This window comes from Streptomyces sp. NBC_00448, assembly GCF_036014115.1.
Taxonomy (GTDB): Bacteria; Actinomycetota; Actinomycetes; order Streptomycetales; family Streptomycetaceae; genus Actinacidiphila.
Map to the genome: position 1 here is coordinate 5,136,748 of NZ_CP107913.1, position 17,905 is coordinate 5,154,652.

Sequence of the window (17,905 nt, forward strand, 5' to 3'; positions counted from 1 at the left end):
GCATGACCACGCGAACGCGTTCCGCGCTCCCCCTGTCCGCGCTGCTGTCGCTGGCGACGGCCGTCTTCATCACCTGCCTCACCGAGATCCTTCCGGCCGGGCTGCTGCCCGCGATGTCGCGCGACCTCGGGGTCGGCGAGTCCGCGATGGGCCAGTCGGTGACGGTCTTCGCGATCGGTACGGCCGTCACCGCGATCCCGCTCACCGCGGCGACCGCGGGGTGGCCGCGCAAACGGCTGCTGCTCGTGTCGATGGCCGGGTTCTGCGTCGCGAACACGGTGACCGCGCTGTCCGGGGACTACCCGCTGACGATGGTGGCGCGGTTCGTCGCCGGGGTGGCGGCCGGGCTCGCGTGGGCGCTGCTCGCCGGGTACGCGCGGCGGCTGGCCCCCGCGGGGCTGGAGGGGCGGGCGATCGCCGTCGCGATGTCCGGGATTCCGGTCGCGCTGTCGATCGGGGTGCCCGTGGGGACGTATCTGGGGAAGGCGGCGGACTGGCGGATCGCGTTCCTGGTGATGTCGGGGCTCACGGTGCTGCTGCTCGGGTGGATCACGGTGGCGGTGCCGGAACGGCCGGGCGCGGAAGCGGGGTTGAGCGGGGACGGGGGTAGGCGGGGGGTCGCCCGGGAGGAGGGTGCGGGCCGGGAGAAGGGTGCGGCCGCCCCTCTGCTCGGGGCACTCCGCGTGCCCGGGGTTGTCCCGGTCCTCTTCGTCACCTCCGCGTACGTGCTCGCGCACACCATCCTCTACACGTACATCTCGACCTTCCTCGACCGCGTCGGGCTCGGCGGGCGTACCGACCTGGTGCTGCTCGCCTTCGGGGTCGCGTCGCTGCTGAGCGTCTGGACGGTGGGCGCGCGCATCCACCGCGCGCTGCGCGCGCTGACCCTCGGCGGCGTGCTGCTCATCGGTACGGCCGCCTTCCTCCTGGGAGTCGGTGCGCACCAGCCCGTGCTCGTCTACGTCGCCGCGGTGCTGTGGGGGCTGGGGTGGGGCGGGGCGCCGTCTCTGCTGCAGACCGCCGTCGGCGAGGCGGGCGGCGAACACGCCGACGCCGCCCAGGTCCTCCTCGTCACCCTCTGGAACGTGGCGACGGCCGCCGGCGGTCTCGTCGGCGGCCTCCTCCTCGACCTCCTCGGCACCCACGCCCTCCCCTGGACCGTCCTCGTCCTCCTCGCCCCCGCCTTCGCGGCCACCTTCGCCGCCCGCACCCACGGGTTCCCCGCGGCCCTGGGCGCGAGCCGAGAGGTGGCGCCGCAAGGGTGAACGTCACTTCCACGCAGCCTCGTTGACCGTCAGCGGCACGGTGGCTCAGCGGCGCTTGATCACCTCTTCCGGGTGGCCGGGGCGCCAGAGCCGGATGACCAGGAGCTGTTCCTCCTGGTCGACGAAGGTGAGCACGGCCTCGGTGAGGTCGAGCCGAAAGGCGTGGAAGTCGCCGGGCGGCTCGGCCCCGCTCCGTGCCATGTGCGGCACGATGGCCGTCGTGAACCCTTACGAGAGGCTGCTTGGGGACCTGGACCAGGCGGGCCTGTGGCGGGAACTCCCTGCCGACGAGAGCATCGCGGCCGTGCGGCGACTCAAGTCCGGTACGGGCGCGGTGTGGTGGAGCGGAGGTGGGTGGGCGGCCGACGGTGAGGACCTCGCCGACGGTGAGGTCGAGGACTGGCTGCGCGGCATGGCGCGGCCGCTGGCCGACTGCGGGGTCGTGCTGGACGTCACGACCTCCTCGGGTCCGTGGGACGACGTCCCGGCGCCCGGCTACACGGTGACGGTGAACGGCAATCCGCTCACCCTCTACTCCACCGACGCGGCAGATCCGCACCTTCCGGTGAGCGGCGACCCGTGGATGGACTGCACCCTCATGCCCGCCGCCGAGCTGAACCGGCTGCTGGACGGGGCCGGAAGCGACCGCCGGATCGCGCTGTTCTGGCCCGGCGGCAACGACGGGTTCGCGGTGCTCGGCCCCGCGGACGTGCTGCGCCGGGCGGGTGCGGTGACCACGGCGTCCCGTGGTGAGGTCGCTTTCGTCATCCCGTGAGCCTCGCGATCCCGTGAGTCTCGCACCCGCCACCGGCGGCCCGGTCGTGTGTCGGTCGGCCCGGGAGGAGCGTCGGCCCTCGGATATTCGGGTGCGGTGCGGGGGTTGGGTTCCTAGCATCATCGGAGGGACGGGGCTCGTAGCGCAGCGGTTGTCGCGCCTCCACTGCGTGTGGGAGGACGCCGGTTCGAATCCGGCCGGCTCCGTCCCCTCCGTCCTTCGGGCGCGGGACGGGTCAGGTGCGGGACAGGGTCAGGAGGAAGCGGGTCTCCGGGCCGTGGCGGCCGGCGCAGAACCTGAGGGCCGCGTCAAGGACGCCGAGGGCGCGGCACCAGCGCAGCACGCGGGCGGGGGACATCCCGGGCACGAGTGCGGCCAGCGTGTCGATGCGTCGTTCCAGGTCCGCGTGGTCGGTGACCGCGTCGAGTACCCAGTCCACGGCGTCGAAGTCGGGGTCGCCCCAGGCGGGGCGCGGGTCGATCGCCACCAGAGCCGGTGCCGATGCCTGGCCGGGGCCCGCGACCGTATCCGCGCCCGGGCCGGACAGCACGTTGGCCGGGTTGAGGTCACCGTGGACGAGCCCGAGCGGGCCGTCGACGGCCAGTTCCAGAGCCGCGGCCCGGGCGCGGTCGAGCACGCCCGCGTCGAACGGTTCGCCCACGCCGGCCGCGGCCAACCTGCGGAGGGTCAGGTCGAAGACGAAGTCGACCCGATGCGTCAGCGGCCGTAGCGCGGAGTGGGGGACGGGCGCGACGGCGGGGACCCGCAGGTCCCGGAGGAGCGGGCCGATGTCGGCGAGCCGCCACCCGAGCCGCTTCACCTGCACCCCTGGTCGTACGTCGCCCAACAGCAGCGCGCCTACGGCGAGTTCCTCCGCGAGCAGCGGTACGACCGACGGCCTGCCGGCCCAGGCGCGCAGCGCCGCCGCCTCCTCGCGGGCGATCGCGGACTCCGGGGTGAGCTTCAGCCACACCGAGGCGCCGGTGTCGCGCCGCACGCAGCGGAAGACCCGCGAGGTGCCGCCGCCGCCCGCCGCGACCGGCTCCAGGTTCCAGCGGGCGGTGAGTTCACCGACGAGGGACGGCAACGCGTCGAGCCAGCCGACGACTTCAGGTCCGAACCTGACGACGAGTCGGTCCCGCACCGCGGGTGGGACGCTGACGAGTTCGCCCACCCGTCAGCCGGCCGCGGTGAGGGACTTGAACTCGGCGAGCGACTCGTGGATGACGTCGGCGAGTTCGCGCGGCTGGTCCGCCTCGTCGACCCAGCGCTCGAAGGCGACCCGGAAGACGGCGGTGCCCGCTTCGGCGGCGAGGCTCGCGGCCGGCTCGGTCACGCCACGGCCCCGCAGGGTCCGCGTGAGAGCCGACGAGAGCGCGGCGAGCTTGACGAGTTCGCGCTCCTGGAGGTCGGTGTGCGCGGAGACGAGGGCCTGGCGCCGGCGGGCGTGCCGGTGGGCGCCCCGGAAGATCTGGTCGGCGGCGGCGTCGAGGCCGGCGGCGATCGCGTCGATCGGTGCGGTGCCCTCGGGCGTGCCCGCGACGGCGCCGACGATGAGGTCCTGGAGGGCCGCCGAGCCGGCGAAGAGCACCTCGCGCTTGTCGGCGTAGTGCCGGAAGAAGGTCCGCTCGGTCAGCCCGGCCCGGTTGGCGATCTCCGCCACGGTGGTCTGCTCGTATCCGCGCTCGTCGAACAGTTCCAGCGCTGCCTTGCCGAGGCGCCCGCGCGCGTCCGGCTCCCATCTGCCCATGCCCCGATCGTACGCGACCCCGGCATGCGATGGCAGGCGCTGACATCGCCATCGATCCGCGGTCCGAGTGTTCTTTCCCCGCGTGCATACGTCGCCCCCTCTTCTCCGGCCAAGGGGTATCCCGGACATAAAGGGGTAGTGGGAGGAAATGGACAACCGGCGCCTGTCGGTGGACCGCCTCCTGGAGCAGCCATCGGGCCGTAGCAGGCTGGTGGTGCTCCCGTTTGTGCTCATCGCGGTGATCGCCACGGTTGACCTGCTGCTCCCACAGGACGTCCATCTCGGCCCGCTGCTGGTGATCGCGCCCGCCCTCACCGCGTCCCTCGCCGGGCCGAGGCTCACCGCCGTGGCCGGGGCGCTCGCGGTGGCGGCGCAGACGTTGATCGGGGTGTTCGAGGGCGGTCTCGGCACGGCCAACCACGTGGCGGAGATCATCGCGCTGACCGGCCTGTCGCTCTTGGTCGTCCTGGTGTGCGTCGCACGCGACAGACGCAACCGCGAGCTGGGCCGCGCACGTTCGGTCGCCGAGACCACACAGCGGGTGCTGCTTCGCCCGCCGCCCCGCCGGGTCGGACCGCAGCAGGTGGCCTGGCTGTATCTGTCCGCCGAGGACGAGACGCAGATCGGCGGCGACCTCTTCGCCACGGCCCGCGCCGCCCACCCCGCCACCCGCGTGATCATCGGCGACGTCCGGGGCCACGGCCTGGCGTCCATCGGTGAGGCGTCGATGGTGCTGGGCGCGTTCCGCGAGGCCGCCCACCGGCACGCCGGGCTGCCCGACCTCGTGGCCGCCGTGGAAGACAGCGTCAGCCGGAACCTGGAGGAGGTCGCGGACGTCGAGGAGGACATCGGCGAGCACTTCGTCACCGCGCTCCTGCTGGACCTGCCCGACGACGGCTCGCGGGCGCAGATGATCAACTGCGGGCATCCGCCGCCCCTGCTCATCCACGACCGCCAGGTCACCGCGCTGTACGCCCACCGGATCTCGCCCCCGCTCGGCGTCACCGCCCCGCACCCCGCCGCGGTCCTGCGCACCGAGCAGTTCGCCTTCGAGCCGGGCGACTTCCTCGTGCTGTACACCGACGGGTTCATCGAGGCGCGCTCACCGGCCGGCGAGTTCTACCCGCTCGCCGAGCGCGTCGCCGACCTGCCCGCCACCGACCCGGACGTACTCCTGGAGCTCATCCACCACGACCTGCTGCGGCACACCGGAGGGCAGCCCGCGGACGACGCCGCGCTGCTGATCCTCCAGCGGACGGCCACGCAGCAGGAGCCAGGGCGGCACGCGGACCGGTGGCCCGGCACGGACCCTGGTCACCGGCGCGCGGCCTGACACGGGCCCTCTCCCCGTCGCACGGCCCGACGGACGCGCCGCCCGAACGCTCGTTGAACGTCTGGCGAACAGCGCGAACCGTGTACAACGCTCACTCCGTCACCAGGGTCACAGGGGTGTCATACACGTCTGCGCCACTCCGCGAGGACCCACTCATGAACCTTCGTCGCACCCTGTCGGCCGCTGCCACGGCCACCGCGATCGTCCCGGCCGTGCTGCTGGGCGCCACCGCCGTGGCACACGCCGATCCCGGGCCGGCCGGCTCGACCACGGCCCCCTCGACGCCCTCGACCCCGCCGACGGCCGACACCTCCACCCCGGCCTCCTCGGTCCCCACCACGTCGCCGTCGTCGTCGCCCACGGCCACGCCGACCGACGCGGGGACGCCGCCGCCGTGCAGCAGCGGGCCCTCCAGCACCATCCGCTTCCAGCTGAAGGGGCTGCCGTCCAGCATCGTGGCGGGCGGCGGCTGGTCCACGTTCACGCTGAACGTGGCCGGCGCCACCGACAAGGCGCTCGGCGCGGTCGAGGCGTCGGTCACGGCCGACAACGGCGAGGACAGCTACAACGCGGACCTCTACAAGCACGCGTACCTGGAGTACTGGGACGCCGGAAACGGCAAGTGGCTGAGCCTGAAGGACGAGGGCAAGGACGACATCCGCGAGACCGGCCTCATCTACGGCTACACCACGCTGAAGACCGCCCACGCGTCGGCCGACCTGAAGTTCCGGATCAGGGTCGACGCCAAGGCCACCCCCGGCCCCAGCTACGCCGTCGGCGGCGGCACCTACGTCGACACCACGAAGAACTGCACCCGGGGCAGCACCACCGACGCCACCTTCGACGTGCTCGCGCCCGGCTCGAAGGCCGGCGGCAGCGGTACGCCGGCCCCCTCGACGGCTCCTGACGGCGGGACCCTCGCGGAGACGGGTTCGTCCTCGGCGACGCGGTTGATCGCGGGCATCGGCGGCGCGGCGGTGCTGGTCGGCGCGGGGGCGATCGGTGTCGTACGGCTGCGCAGGAAGGGTTCCGCGGCGGTCTGAGCCGCGGAACGGACCGGCGGACCTGCGGACCGGCGTACGGGGTGACCGCCCGGGCCTGCCCGGGCGGTCGAGTCACCCCGCGGCGGCGCCGTGCCGGTCGCGGAAGGTGCGCCGGTACGTGTCCGGAGGCACGCCGAGCGCGCGGTGGAAGTGCCTGCGCAAGGTCGCCGCGGTGCCCATGCCGGTGCGCGTCGCGATCAACTCGACGCTGTCGTCCGTCGTTTCGAGCAGTTCCCGGGCGCGCTGGATGCGCTGGGTGTGCAGCCAGCGCAGCGGGGTGAGGCCGGTGGCGGCCGTGAAGCGGCGGGTGAGGTTGCGGGTGCTCATGTTCGCCCGGCGGGCCAGGTCGGGCACGGTCAGCGGTTCGTCGAGCCGTTCGAGCGCCCAGTGCTGGAGGCCGGCGAGCGCGGGGGCGGTGTCGGGGGCGGCCGGCGCGGTGGCGTACTGGGCCTGGCCGCCGGCCCGGTGCGGGGGGACGACCAGGCGGCGGGCCAGCGCGTTGGCGACGGCCGCGCCGTGGTCGAGGGCCACGATGTGCAGGCACAGGTCCATCCCGGCCGCCTTCCCGGCCGAGGTCAGCACGGTCGTCTCGTCCGTGTAGAGGACGTCCGGGTCCACCTGGACGCGGGGGTAGCGGGCCGCGAGCGCCGCCGCGTGCTCCCAGTGCGTGGTGGCGCGGCGGCCGTCCAGCACTCCGGCGGCCGCCAGCACGAACGCGCCCGTGCACAGCGACACGAGCCGGGCGCCGCGGTCGTGGGCGGCGCGCACGGCCGCGACCAGGTCGGGCGGGGGAGCGGTGTCGATGTCGGCGCAGGCCGCCACGACCACGGTGTCCGCGGTGGCGAGCGCGTCGAGGCCGTACGGGGTGTCGACCCGCAGCCAGCCGCCGAGCGGGGAGCGGCGCGGGCCGCAGACGCGGAAGTCGTACCACGTGGCGGTCAGTTCGCGGTCGACGCCGAACACCTCGCAGGCCGCGGCGGCCTCGAACAGCATCGCTCCGTCGTAGAGCGCCAGCGCCACGGATGTCATGTCCGAAAGTGTACGCAGCTCGTCGTTTCGGCCACTCGTGCGGGGAGCCCACGACGCCGACCCTTGTCCGTATGAACACACCGCAGGGATACGACGGGCATGGGCGCGACGAGTACGGGCGCGAGGGGCAAGGGCGGCGCGATGAGTACGGGCGGGACGCGTACGGGCGCGACGGGAGCGACGGGCGATACGGGCGGCAGGCGCACCGCGGGGCCATCGCCGTCTTCGGCGCCTACGGGCACACCGGCGTCTTCGTCGTCCGCGAGTTGCGGCGGCGCGGCTGGACGCCGATTCTCGCGGGGCGCGACCGGGACAAGCTGAACGCTGTCGCCCGGGGGCAGGGGGGAGCGCAGGACGGGTCCGGCGCCGAGGTGCGGGTCGCGTCCATCGCCGAACCGGCCTCCCTGGCAGGCGCGTTGGAAGGTGCGGTCGCGGTCGTCAACTGCGCGGGACCGTTCGCCGCCACCGCGCTGCCGCTCGTCGACGCCGCGCTCCGCGCCGGGATTCCCTACCTGGACGTCGCCGCCGAACAGGCGGTCACCCTGGAGACGTTCGAGCGGCGGGCGGACCGGGCGCGCGAGGCGGGGGTGGCGGTGGTGCCGTCGATGGCGTTCTACGGCGGCCTCGGCGACCTGCTGGCGAGCGCGGCGATGGGGGACTGGACGGACGCGGACGACCTCACCCTCGCGATCTCGCTGGACAGTTGGCGGCCGACGCGGGGCACCCGCGAGACGGTGCGGAGCAACGCCGGCCGGCACCTGGTCTTCACCGGCAACCGGCTCGTCCAGCCCACCGGGCCTGCCGCCGGAGGCAGTTGGGAGTTCCCGGCGCCGCTCGGCCTCCAGGACGTGACCGAACTGTCCACCGCCGACCAGGTCACCATCTCCCGCCATCTGCGGGTGCCGGAGATCCGCGTGCACATGAACCAGGCGCCGCTGCGGGACCTGAGCGACCCCACCACCCCGCCGCCCGCGCCCGCGGACCCCGACGGCCGCTCGGCGCAGACCTTCCTCGTGGACGTCGTCGCCCGAAGGGACGGTGTCCACCGCCGCGCGACCGCGTCCGGCCGCGACATCTACGCGATCACCGCGCCCCTGGTCGTGGAAGCGGCCGAACGCCTCCTCGACGGCCGCGTCCAGGGCCCCACCGCAGGCGTGCTCGCCCCCGGCGCCCTCTTCGACGCCCCCGACTTCCTGCGCGCCCTCTCCCCGTGCGACCTGACCTTCACCACCCCCGACCACCTTGCTGTGCAGGGCAGTTGACCGGCGTGCCGCGCCGCCCGCGGCTACTCCGCCGGCGCCGCCTTCTTGGCCGCGGCGCTCTTCTTGGAGCCGGCGGTCTTTTGGGCCGGGGTGGTCTTCTTGGCGGACGCGGCCGGTGCGGCCGGGGCCGCAGGTGCGGCCGTTGCCGGCGGCGGGACCTTGGCGGTGACCTGGCCCCGGGTCCACATCGCGACCAGGACGGAGGCGAGGCTCATCACCGTCGACTGCTGGTCGGGGGTCCAGTGCAGGCCGAAGCCGATCGCGAGCGACATCCCCGCCTGCAACAGCCCGAGCACCGCCGCGTTGACACCGTCATGAACGCTGAGCGCGACCAGCAGACCGACGACCGCGGCGGCGAACGCGTTCACCACCGCCTGCTGCTTGTCGCTGAGGTCCAGCCCGAACGCCGTGCTCAGCTTGATCACCACCGCCAGGAGCGACAGCCACAGCGCGGGCTCTCTCCCGAGGATTTTCATGTGCCGCTCCGTTCCCAGGAGTTGGAGTACACCCCGACCGCACAAGTCCGGGCCGCGTCCTCATACCCCTGAGCACGGCGACTGATGCCTGTTCACTTCCACCCGCTCACCCGATCGGTCAACTTGCCGTCTTGGGGTCGTGACTGGTGCCCACGCAGTCGGAATCGACGCTGATGAACATCGAGGTCTTGTCGTTGTTCACCCCGACCCCGACCCACCAGCTCGAGTTCTTTTCGGTGCCACCGACCCGCGCCGTCTTCGGGTCCGGCAGGTCGAGGTCGTAACCCTGCTTGACGAAGTGCGCCTTGGCAGCGGCCATGACGGCTTCGGACCGGTCCTGCGGGACCTCCAGCTTCAGCGTGTAGGCGTACTCGAAGCGGTGTACCCCGGGCGTCTCGGTAGGGCACTTGCCCCAGTCGGCGCGGTCGACAGACGTGCGCGCAGAACCGATCACCGGGTGAATCGCGTCGAGCGTCTGCCGGGTGAGGGTGTGCGCCTTCTTCTCCACCGACGCGGGCGTGGCCTTGCCGTGATTCATGATGCCGCAGCCTGTGGTCGCCGTTATGGCCAGGAAGGCGATGGCAGCGGCGCTGTTCGTGGTTCGTCTGGTCCTGCTCATGTCCCCCATCACCCGAACACGTCAAGTGTCAGTGTGCCGAAGCCAGTTCCGCTCTCTGCCAGCGCGATGACATCGATGCTGGCACGCGGGCGGAGGACGCGACAGGGCGCCCCCGTACGGCGCCCAGGGGAGGGCCGGTTCGCCGTCAGACGCGGGTTTCGAAGAGGTCGAACCAGATGGATTTGCCGTCGCCGCGGGGCTCGACGCCCCAGGCGTCGGCGAGTTCCTCGATGAGGAAGAGGCCGCGGCCGGAGGAGGCGAGTTCGCCGGGGGAGCGGGGGTGGGGCATGTCGTCGGAGCGGTCGGCGACCTCGACGCGCAGGCGGCGGGTGCCGGGCATGCCGATCACCTCGGCGATGAGCACCGCGTCGTCGTCGGTGTGCACCAGGACGTTGGTGATCAGCTCGGAGACGAGGAGGACCGCGGACTCGAACTGGTCGGGGGATGTCCAGTCGTGCAGCAGGGAGCGGATGTCCTCGCGGGCGGAGCGGATCTGCCCGGGGTCGGACTGCGAGACGGTGAGGACGGTGCGCCGTATCGGCACCGCGCAGGTCGGCCCGTCGGGGTCGCGGCGCAGCAGCAGCAGCGCGATGTCGTCCTCGCGGCGGTCGGCGAGCGGCCCGGTGGTGTGGTGGGAGGCGGGGCCGTGCACCGCGCGCACCATGGAGTCGGCGAGCTGCTCCAGATCCTCCGCGGGCCCGGCCTCGAAGACCTCGCGCAACCGCAGCCACCCGGTGTCCAGGTCGTGCCCGCCGGTCTCGATCAGCCCGTCGGTGCACATCAACAGCACTTCACCGGGTTCCAGGACGAGCCGGGTGGTGGGGTAGTCCGTGTCGGGCTCCACGCCCAGCGGCAGGCCGCCCGCGGTGCGCCGCATGATCGTGGTGCCGTCGCCGAGCCGGATCGCGGGCTCGGGGTGCCCGGCGCGGGCCACCTCCACGGTGCCGTCGGACGGGTCCACCTCCAGGTAGAGGCAGGTGGCGAAGCGGACGTCGGGGGCGCCGCCGGGCTCCTCGGGCGAGGCGTCGGCGCCCAGGCCGGCCAGAAAGCGCGACGTCCGGGAGAGCACCGCGTCGGGACTGTGGCCCTCGGCGGCATAGGCGCGCAGCGCGATCCTGATCTGGCCCATGATCCCGGCGGCCCGCACGTCATGGCCCTGGACGTCGCCGATGACCAGGGCGGTACGGCCCGACGGCAGGTCGATCACGTCGTACCAGTCGCCGCCGACCTGGAGGCCGCCACCGGTCGGGACGTAGCGCGCGGCGAGCGCCATCCCGTCGATCTCGGGCTCGCGGGCGGGCAGCATGGTGCGCTGGAGGCCGTCGGACAGGGCTCGCTCGGACTCGTGCAGGTGGGCGCGGGACAGCGCCTGGGCGAGCATGCGGGCCACCGTGGTGAGCACCGACCGCTCGTCGGGGGTGAAGTCGACCCGCTCACGAAAGGCGGCCATCCAGGCGCCGATGGTGGACCCGGCGACGGTCAGCGGGAGGTACGCCCACGAGGAGCGGCCGTAGGGCTTGATGAGCGGCCAGCTCATCGGATACCGCTCTTCGTACGACTCGGGGCTGGGCAGGTAGACCGCCTGGCCGGTGCGTACCGCCGTGACCGCGGGATAGTCCGTGGTCAGCGGCATGTCGACCAGAAAAGGGTCGCCGAGTTCCTGTCCATGGTGACCGATCAGCGACAGCCGGTCACCATTGATGCCGAAGACGGCCAGCCCGTCGGGGGAGAAGCCGGGCATGGACAAGGTGGCGGCGACCCGCAGCACCTCGGAGGTGGAGTCGGCCTCGGCGAGCGCCCGCCCGGCGTCCAGCAGGAACGCCTCGCGGGCCCGCCGCCAGTCGCCGCGGGCCTCGTGGTTGCGGGCCAGGCCGGACAGGCCCGCGCTGTGGCCCAGGCCGTGGCCATGTCCCTGCCGGCCGGCGCGCCCCTGGCCGTCGTACGGCGCGGAGGGCTCGCGGATCTCGTGCAGGCTGCCGCTGAGCAGCGGACCCTGCGGCCGCAGCCGGGCCCGGACGGTGCGCTCCACCTGGCCGTTCTCGCCGACCACCCGCAGGAGCGCCTCGGCCACGGTGCCCTCGGCGGCGGCGAGCGACACCGCGCCGGCGAGTGCGACGTAGTCCGCGGGGTGCAGCCGGGCGCGCACCTCCGACGATCGGCGGGTGGCGGCGCCGCCGGACAGTCCGAGCAGGCGCGCCGCGCGACCGTCGACCGCCACGGTGCCGGTCGATTCGTCCCACTGCCACAGGCCGTAGCCCGCGGCGGCGAGGACGTCCTCTGTGCGCATTTTCCTAGTTTATGGTGCTCCGGAAGGTATGGGCGAATAGATCCCTGTGGAGGGTGGGGGGAGGGGCGCCGGTAGGCTGAGCCCCACCGATTTCCCGACACCACACCACCGACACACCTCCGACGACTTCTGTCACATCCCACGCCTAGGACGAAGCTGATGCACCGGTACCGGTCCCACACCTGCGGCGAGCTGCGCGCCACCGACGTCGACACCGACGTCCGCCTGTCCGGCTGGCTGCACAATCGCCGCGATCTGGGCGGCATCCTCTTCGTGGACCTGCGCGACCACTACGGCTTCACGCAACTCGTGGTGCACCCCGGCTCCCCGGTCTACGACCAGCTCAGCGGCCAGTCCAAGGAGTCCGTGCTGCGGGTGGACGGCCGCGTGCTCGCCCGCTCCGCGGAGAACGTCAACCCGGAGCTGCCCACCGGAGAGATCGAGGTCGAGGTCACCTCGCTGGAGGTGCTGGGCGCCGCCGACCCGCTGCCGTTCCCGGTCTTCCCCGAGGACAACGCCAACGAGGAGATGCGGCTGACCAACCGCTTCCTCGACCTGCGCCGCCAGCGCATGCACCGCAACCTCATGCTGCGCACCCAGGTGATCTCCTTCCTGCGCCGCGAGATGACCGCGCTCGGCTTCAACGAGATGGCCACACCGATCCTGTCGGCCACCTCGCCCGAGGGCGCCCGCGACTTCCTGGTGCCCTCCCGGGTGCACGCCGGCAGGTTCTACGCGCTGCCGCAGGCGCCGCAGCAGTTCAAGCAGCTGCTGATGATCTCCGGCTTCGACCGCTACTTCCAGATCGCGCCCTGCTTCCGCGACGAGGACTCCCGGGCGGACCGCTCGCCGGGCGAGTTCTACCAGCTCGACGTCGAGATGAGCTTCGTGGAGCAGGAGGACGTGTTCGGCGTCATCGAGAAGGTGATGACCGACCTGTTCACCGAGCTGGGTGGCGGCCGCACCGTCACCTCGCCCTTCCCGCGCATCCCGTTCCGCGAGTCGATGCTCAAGTACGGCAACGACAAGCCCGACCTGCGCACCTCGCTCGAACTCGTCGACGTCTCCGGGATCTTCGCGGGCTCCTCCTTCAAGGCGTTCGCCGGCAAGCACGTCCGCGCGCTGGCCGTGCCCGACACCGCGGACCAGCCGCGGAAGTTCTTCGACTCGCTCGGCGAGTACGCCGTCTCGCTCGGCGCGCAGGGCCTGGCCTGGGTGCGGGTCGGCGAGGAGAACAAACTCACCGGGCCGATCGCGAAGTTCCTCACCGAGGACGACACCACCGCGCTGCTGGCCGCGGTCGGCGCCAAGGCGGGCACCGCGATCTTCTTCGGGGCCGGGGAGTTCGACGAGGTCTCGAAGATCATGGGCCCGGTGCGGGTCGAAGCGGCCCGGCGGGCCGGGCAGTTCGACGAGAACGTCTTCCGCTTCTGCTGGATCGTGGACTTCCCGATGTTCGAGCGGAACGAGGACACCGGCGCGATCGAGTTCTCGCACAACCCGTTCTCCATGCCGCAGGGCGGCCTCGAAGCGCTGCGCACGAAGGACCCGCTGGACATCCTCGCCTGGCAGTACGACATCGTGTGCAACGGCATCGAGCTGTCCTCCGGTGCGATCCGGAACCACGAACCCGACGTGATGTACGCGGCGTTCGAGATCGCCGGGTACACGCGGGAGACGGTGGAGGCCGAGTTCGGCGGGATGCTGCGGGCGTTCCACTTCGGCGCGCCCCCGCACGGTGGGATCGCGCCCGGCGTCGACCGGATGGTCATGCTGCTGGCGGACGAGCCGAACATCCGGGAGACCATCGCGTTCCCGCTCAACCAGAACGCCCAGGACCTCCTCATGGGTGCCCCCTCGGAGGTGCCCGACACCCGGCTGCGCGAGCTGCACCTCCAGCTGCGCAAGCCCGCGCAGAAGAACTAGCGCGCAGGCCGTACGCACAGCACCGAGCCCGCCCGGCTGCCCTCAGGCGCCGGGCGGGCTCGGTGCTGTGTGCGTCGTGCCGGCCGGCCGCCGAGCGGTTACGCCGCCGCCGCGTCCGGGTCGCCGCCGAAGCGCTCGGTGTAGCCCGCCAGGTCCTCGTCGCTGATCTTGGCGAAGAGGACCGGCGGCACCGTGAACGGGGTGCCCGCGGGCAGGGTGGTGAGGGCGCGGGCCTGGTCGGCGGTGACCCAGGGCGCGGTGTCGCCCGGCAGGTCGAACGCGGCGCGCATGGCGCGGGCCGAGGCGGGGATGAAGGGCTCGGAGACGACCGAGTAGAGGTGGATGAGGTTCATCGCGGTGCGCAGGGTGAGCGCGGCGCCCTCCGGGGAGGTCTTGATCTCCATCCAGGGCGCCTTCTCCTCAAGGTAGGAGTTGCCCGCGCTCCACAGCGCCCGCAGGGACTGGGCGGCCTTGCGGAACTGCAGGGTCTCCATGTGGCCTTCGTACTCGGCGAGGAGCGTGGAGATCTGCTCGCCGAGCTTCGCCTCGGCCGCGCCGGGGGTGCCGCCGTCCGGCACCGCGTCGCCGAACCGCTTGCGGGAGAAGGACAGCACCCGGTTGACGAAGTTGCCGAGGGTGTCGGCGAGGTCCTTGTTGACCGAGGAGGTGAACAACTCCCAGGTGAAGGAGGTGTCGTCGGACTCCGGCGCGTTGGCGATCAGGAAGTAGCGCCAGTAGTCGGCCGGCAGGATCTCCAGCGCGGCGTCGGTGAAGATGCCGCGGCGCTGCGAGGTGGAGAACTTGCCGCCGTAGTAGTTGAGCCAGTTGAAGGCCTTGACGTAGTCGACCTTCTTCCACGGCTCGCGGGTGCCCAGTTGGGTGGCCGGGAACATCACGGTGTGGAAGGGGACGTTGTCCTTCGCCATGAACTCGGTGTAGCGGACCGGGTTCTCGCCGCCGTCCGCGTCGTACCACCACGACCGCCAGTCGCGGGTCTCGCCCTCGCCTGCGGCGTCGGCCCACTCCTTGGTGGAACCGATGTACTCGATCGGTGCGTCAAACCAGACATAGAAGACCTTGCCCTCGGCAGCCAACTCCGGCCAGGTGTCGGCGGGCACGGGGACACCCCACTCGAGGTCGCGGGTGATCGACCGGTCCTGGAGCCCTTCGGTGAGCCACTTGCGGGCGATCGAGGACGCCAGGGTCGGCCAGTCCCCGCTGCTGGCGTCGATCCACGCCTCGACCTCGCCGGCCAGCTTGGACTGGAGGAGGAAGAGGTGCTTGGTGTCGCGGACCTCCAGAGCGCTGCTTCCGCTGATCGCCGACCGGGGTTCGATCAGGTCGGTCGGGTCGAGCACGCGGGTGCAGTTCTCGCACTGGTCGCCGCGGGCCTTGTCGTACCCGCAGTGCGGGCAGGTGCCGACGATGTAGCGGTCGGGCAGGAAGCGCTCGTCGGCCAGCGAGTAGACCTGCCGGACGGTGCGCTCCTCGATGAAGCCGTTCTCGTGCAGGGTGCGGGCGAAGCGCTGGGTGATGTCGCGGTTCTGCGCGGAGGAGCTGCGGCCGAAGTGGTCGAAGGACAGCTCGAAGCCGTCGTAGATGGCCTTCTGCGCGTCGTGGGCCTGGGCGCAGAAGACGTCGACCGGCAGGCCGGCCTCCTTGGCGGCGAGTTCGGCAGGGGTGCCGTGCTCGTCGGTGGCGCAGATGTACAGCACTTCGTGGCCGCGGTCACGCAGATACCGGGAGTAGACGTCCGCCGGGAGCATGGACCCCACCATGTTGCCCAGGTGCTTGATCCCGTTGATATAGGGCAGGGCAGAGGTGATGAGGTGACGAGCCATTGCAGGCTGCTCCCAATTCGTTGCGCGGAGTGAGTAATTCGTCTACGGACCGTCAATAGCGTATCTGACCCGAACAGGTGGTAACCGACCGTGGATAAGTCGGTACCGCAACCCGGAAGTTCAGCCCCGAAGATCACCGCGCGTGACTGCACATGCACATGCACGTGCACATGCACGCGACTTGGCTACGAGTTATGATTCGAGTACCAGACGAGGCACAGGTGTAGGAGTCGCTGATGCGCCGGACGCACAACGGAATGGCTGCGGAGGATCTCTCGGAAGCGGTCTGGCAGAAGAGTCGGCACAGCAATGCCAATGGCACCTGCATGGAGTTCGCCGCCCTGCCGGACGGCGAGGTCGCGGTGCGCAATTCGCGGTTCCCTGACGGGCCCGCGCTGATTTACACCCGAGCCGAGATCGAATCGATGATCATCGGTGTGAAGGCCGGCGAGTTCGACCATCTCATGCCCTAGCGGACGGACGTCCGACCTGGTAACTGCCTCGATCTCCGCTTCGATCTTCACGTCCGACCGACCGTCCGACCCGCCCGTCCGGTAGCCGGCGTCGGTTTTCCGATGCCGGTCTCCCGGCGCGGGTTCCCCGGCTTCCCGGTCGTCCGGTTTCCCGGCCGTCCGCGTCGCTGTCCCCGTCCCCGCGGGTGGGAAGTCAGAGCGCACCGCCGGGCGCGAGGAAAAGCGCCCAGACCACCTTTCCGGCCCCGCTCAGCGGGTGCCAGCCCCAGTTCTCGCTGAAGGACTCCACCAGGTGCAGTCCGCGGCCGGTCTCGGCGACGTAGTCGGCGTCCTTAGCGATCGGCGCGACCCCGCTGGGGTCGCGCACCGCACACACCACGCGTGACGTCCAGCGCACCAGGCTCAGTTGGACCGGTCTGCCGGGCGTGCCGATCGGCACCGCGTACCGCAGCGCGTTGGTGACCAGCTCGGAGGCGACCAGTTCCATGGCATCGCGCAGCAGCGGCAGATCCCAGCGCTGAAGGGTGGCACGGGTGAACCCGCGCGCCTCGCGCACCGACGCGGGAGCAGCCGCCAGTCCGCACGTGGCCCCGTTGCCGGCGGCGAGTCGCTCTGGCGCGAGTACGCCTTGCCATAACGGTTCCAGCACGGCTGCTGCCTCTGCCCTCATGCGAGCCCCCGAGGTATCTGCACGGTCACCATGCTCATGGATCAGCACCCCACCATGCAAGGGCGTCTGCACGTGCATCTGCAAGGAATTGATGCACGTGACGATGGAGAGTGACTGTATGGGTACTGCGCGCAGCGCATAAGTGGCAGACTGCTGATGAGCTAAGGGCGGAGCGTGACCTATGAGCGCAGGGCAGCCGGGAGGCGGGTCCATCGTGCGACGAATGCTGCTCGGAGCGCAGTTGCGGCGGCTGCGGGAGTCCCAGGGCATCAGCAGGGAGGACGCGGGCTACTCGATCCGTGCCTCCGAGTCGAAGATCAGCCGCATGGAACTGGGGCGGGTCAGCTTCAAGGAACGCGATGTCGCGGACCTGCTGACCATGTACGGAGTGACGGAGGAGGCCGAGCGGTTGGCGATGCTGGGACTGGTCCGGGAGGCCAACGCGGCCGGCTGGTGGCACGGGTACGGCGAGGTGATGCCGACCTGGTTCCAGACGTACGTCGGGCTGGAGGAGTCGGCGGCGCTGATCCGTACCTTCGAGGTGCAGTTCGTGCACGGCCTGCTGCAGACCGAGGACTACATAAGGGCCGTGATCCGGCTCGGACACCCCGGCGCGGCCGACTCCTGGGTGGAAAGACGAGTCGGCCTACGCCTGGAGCGGCAGAAGCTCCTCGTCTCCGAGCGGGCACCCCACTTCGTATCGGTGATGGACGAGGGCGCCCTGCGCCGCGCGTTCGGCGGACCGAAGGTCATGCGGGATCAGGTCGGCCACCTCCTCGAAGCGGCCGAGGCGTCCAACGTCGACGTACGTATCCTGCCGTTCGCGACCGGCGGCCACGCGGCGGGCGGCGGTGCCTTCACGCTGCTGAGCTTCCCCGAGTCCGATCTGCCCGACCTGGTCTACCTGGAGCAGCTGACCGGCGCGCTCTACGTCGACAAGCACGACGAGGTGGTCGAGTACACCAAGGCGATGGACGCGCTGGACCGGATCGCCCTGGACCCGGCCCGGTCGGTGGACTGGCTGCGCGCCCTCCAGCGCGAACTGTGAGGCGCGGGGCCGGTTCCGGCCCCGCCCCGCCGGTGCTCCGCGCGCCTGAAAGACAACGGTAAGGATCGCGCTTCCGCGGTCCCCTTCCTTCGAAGTCCCCGGCAACTA

17 protein-coding genes and 1 tRNA gene are annotated in these 17,905 nt (G+C 71.6%); 9 read left to right on the top strand and 9 right to left on the bottom strand.

The genetic code is table 11. The features are described from left to right. The first annotated feature begins 2 nt into the window (after window positions 1-2). Entirely contained in the window at window positions 3-1,265 is a 1,263-nt protein-coding gene (locus tag OG370_RS21945) for an MFS transporter (protein ID WP_328466846.1), read from the top strand. A gap of 45 nt (window positions 1,266-1,310) precedes the next feature. On the opposite strand, the gene OG370_RS21950 is transcribed toward OG370_RS21945, so the two are convergent. Further along, window positions 1,311-1,466 (bottom strand): hypothetical protein, encoded by a 156-nt coding sequence (locus OG370_RS21950; RefSeq protein WP_328466848.1) that lies wholly within the window; start codon window positions 1,464-1,466, stop codon window positions 1,311-1,313. 19 nt (window positions 1,467-1,485) lie between these two features. Here OG370_RS21950 and OG370_RS21955 point away from each other — a divergent pair, with 19 nt between their 5' ends. Together OG370_RS21955 and OG370_RS21960 are read left to right on the top strand one after the other, a co-directional pair. Next, window positions 1,486-2,040 (top strand): hypothetical protein, encoded by a 555-nt coding sequence (locus tag OG370_RS21955; RefSeq protein ID WP_328466850.1) that lies wholly within the window; start codon window positions 1,486-1,488, stop codon window positions 2,038-2,040. Between the two features lie 132 nt (window positions 2,041-2,172). Then, window positions 2,173-2,246: transfer RNA gene (locus OG370_RS21960), tRNA-Thr, on the top strand. 29 nt (window positions 2,247-2,275) lie between these two features. On the opposite strand, the gene OG370_RS21965 is transcribed toward OG370_RS21960, so the two are convergent. Further along, window positions 2,276-3,184 (bottom strand): aminoglycoside phosphotransferase family protein, encoded by a 909-nt coding sequence (locus OG370_RS21965; protein WP_328466852.1) that lies wholly within the window; start codon window positions 3,182-3,184, stop codon window positions 2,276-2,278. Window positions 3,185-3,217: 33 nt separating this feature from the next. Beyond that, window positions 3,218-3,790, bottom strand: a complete 573-nt coding sequence (locus tag OG370_RS21970; protein ID WP_328466854.1) for a helix-turn-helix domain-containing protein — start codon at window positions 3,788-3,790, stop codon at window positions 3,218-3,220. A gap of 148 nt (window positions 3,791-3,938) precedes the next feature. On the opposite strand from OG370_RS21970, the gene OG370_RS21975 reads away from it, so the two are divergent. Continuing rightward, window positions 3,939-5,123, top strand: coding sequence for a PP2C family protein-serine/threonine phosphatase (locus OG370_RS21975; RefSeq protein WP_328466856.1), 1,185 nt, complete (start codon window positions 3,939-3,941; stop codon window positions 5,121-5,123). Between the two features lie 155 nt (window positions 5,124-5,278). Beyond that, on the top strand, window positions 5,279-6,166 hold the full coding sequence (locus tag OG370_RS21980) for an LAETG motif-containing sortase-dependent surface protein (RefSeq protein ID WP_328466858.1): 888 nt from the start codon (window positions 5,279-5,281) through the stop codon (window positions 6,164-6,166). Between the two features lie 72 nt (window positions 6,167-6,238). Here OG370_RS21980 and OG370_RS21985 read toward each other — a convergent pair whose 3' ends face one another. Continuing rightward, entirely contained in the window at window positions 6,239-7,195 is a 957-nt protein-coding gene (locus OG370_RS21985; protein WP_328466860.1) for a helix-turn-helix domain-containing protein, read from the bottom strand. A gap of 71 nt (window positions 7,196-7,266) precedes the next feature. Between OG370_RS21985 and OG370_RS21990 the strand changes: the two genes are divergently transcribed. Next, window positions 7,267-8,457, top strand: coding sequence for a saccharopine dehydrogenase family protein (locus tag OG370_RS21990; RefSeq protein ID WP_328466862.1), 1,191 nt, complete (start codon window positions 7,267-7,269; stop codon window positions 8,455-8,457). A gap of 23 nt (window positions 8,458-8,480) precedes the next feature. Here OG370_RS21990 and OG370_RS21995 read toward each other — a convergent pair whose 3' ends face one another. From OG370_RS21995 to OG370_RS22005, 3 genes are all read right to left on the bottom strand, one after another. Next, window positions 8,481-8,933 (bottom strand): hypothetical protein, encoded by a 453-nt coding sequence (locus OG370_RS21995; protein WP_328466864.1) that lies wholly within the window; start codon window positions 8,931-8,933, stop codon window positions 8,481-8,483. 118 nt (window positions 8,934-9,051) lie between these two features. Continuing rightward, a complete protein-coding gene (locus tag OG370_RS22000) occupies window positions 9,052-9,552 on the bottom strand; it encodes a hypothetical protein (RefSeq protein WP_328466866.1) in 501 nt (166 codons plus the stop codon). Between the two features lie 145 nt (window positions 9,553-9,697). Continuing rightward, complete coding sequence (locus tag OG370_RS22005; protein WP_328466868.1) at window positions 9,698-11,839, bottom strand: ATP-binding SpoIIE family protein phosphatase; 2,142 nt, start codon at window positions 11,837-11,839, stop codon at window positions 9,698-9,700. A gap of 159 nt (window positions 11,840-11,998) precedes the next feature. Between OG370_RS22005 and aspS the strand changes: the two genes are divergently transcribed. After that, window positions 11,999-13,765 (top strand): aspartate--tRNA ligase, encoded by a 1,767-nt coding sequence (gene aspS, locus OG370_RS22010; RefSeq protein ID WP_328466870.1) that lies wholly within the window; start codon window positions 11,999-12,001, stop codon window positions 13,763-13,765. 98 nt (window positions 13,766-13,863) lie between these two features. On the opposite strand, the gene metG is transcribed toward aspS, so the two are convergent. Then, window positions 13,864-15,606, bottom strand: a complete 1,743-nt coding sequence (metG, locus tag OG370_RS22015; RefSeq protein WP_328466872.1) for a methionine--tRNA ligase — start codon at window positions 15,604-15,606, stop codon at window positions 13,864-13,866. A gap of 236 nt (window positions 15,607-15,842) precedes the next feature. Between metG and OG370_RS22020 the strand changes: the two genes are divergently transcribed. Then, a complete protein-coding gene (locus OG370_RS22020; protein ID WP_328466874.1) occupies window positions 15,843-16,079 on the top strand; it encodes a DUF397 domain-containing protein in 237 nt (78 codons plus the stop codon). A 193-nt stretch (window positions 16,080-16,272) separates the two neighbouring features. On the opposite strand, the gene OG370_RS22025 is transcribed toward OG370_RS22020, so the two are convergent. Next, on the bottom strand, window positions 16,273-16,728 hold the full coding sequence (locus OG370_RS22025; RefSeq protein ID WP_328466876.1) for an ATP-binding protein: 456 nt from the start codon (window positions 16,726-16,728) through the stop codon (window positions 16,273-16,275). A gap of 202 nt (window positions 16,729-16,930) precedes the next feature. Here OG370_RS22025 and OG370_RS22030 point away from each other — a divergent pair, with 202 nt between their 5' ends. Continuing rightward, window positions 16,931-17,797 carry a helix-turn-helix domain-containing protein gene (locus OG370_RS22030; protein WP_328466878.1) on the top strand — a complete coding sequence of 289 codons (867 nt, stop codon included), beginning with the start codon at window positions 16,931-16,933 and terminating at the stop codon, window positions 17,795-17,797. Window positions 17,798-17,905: the final 108 nt, after the last annotated feature.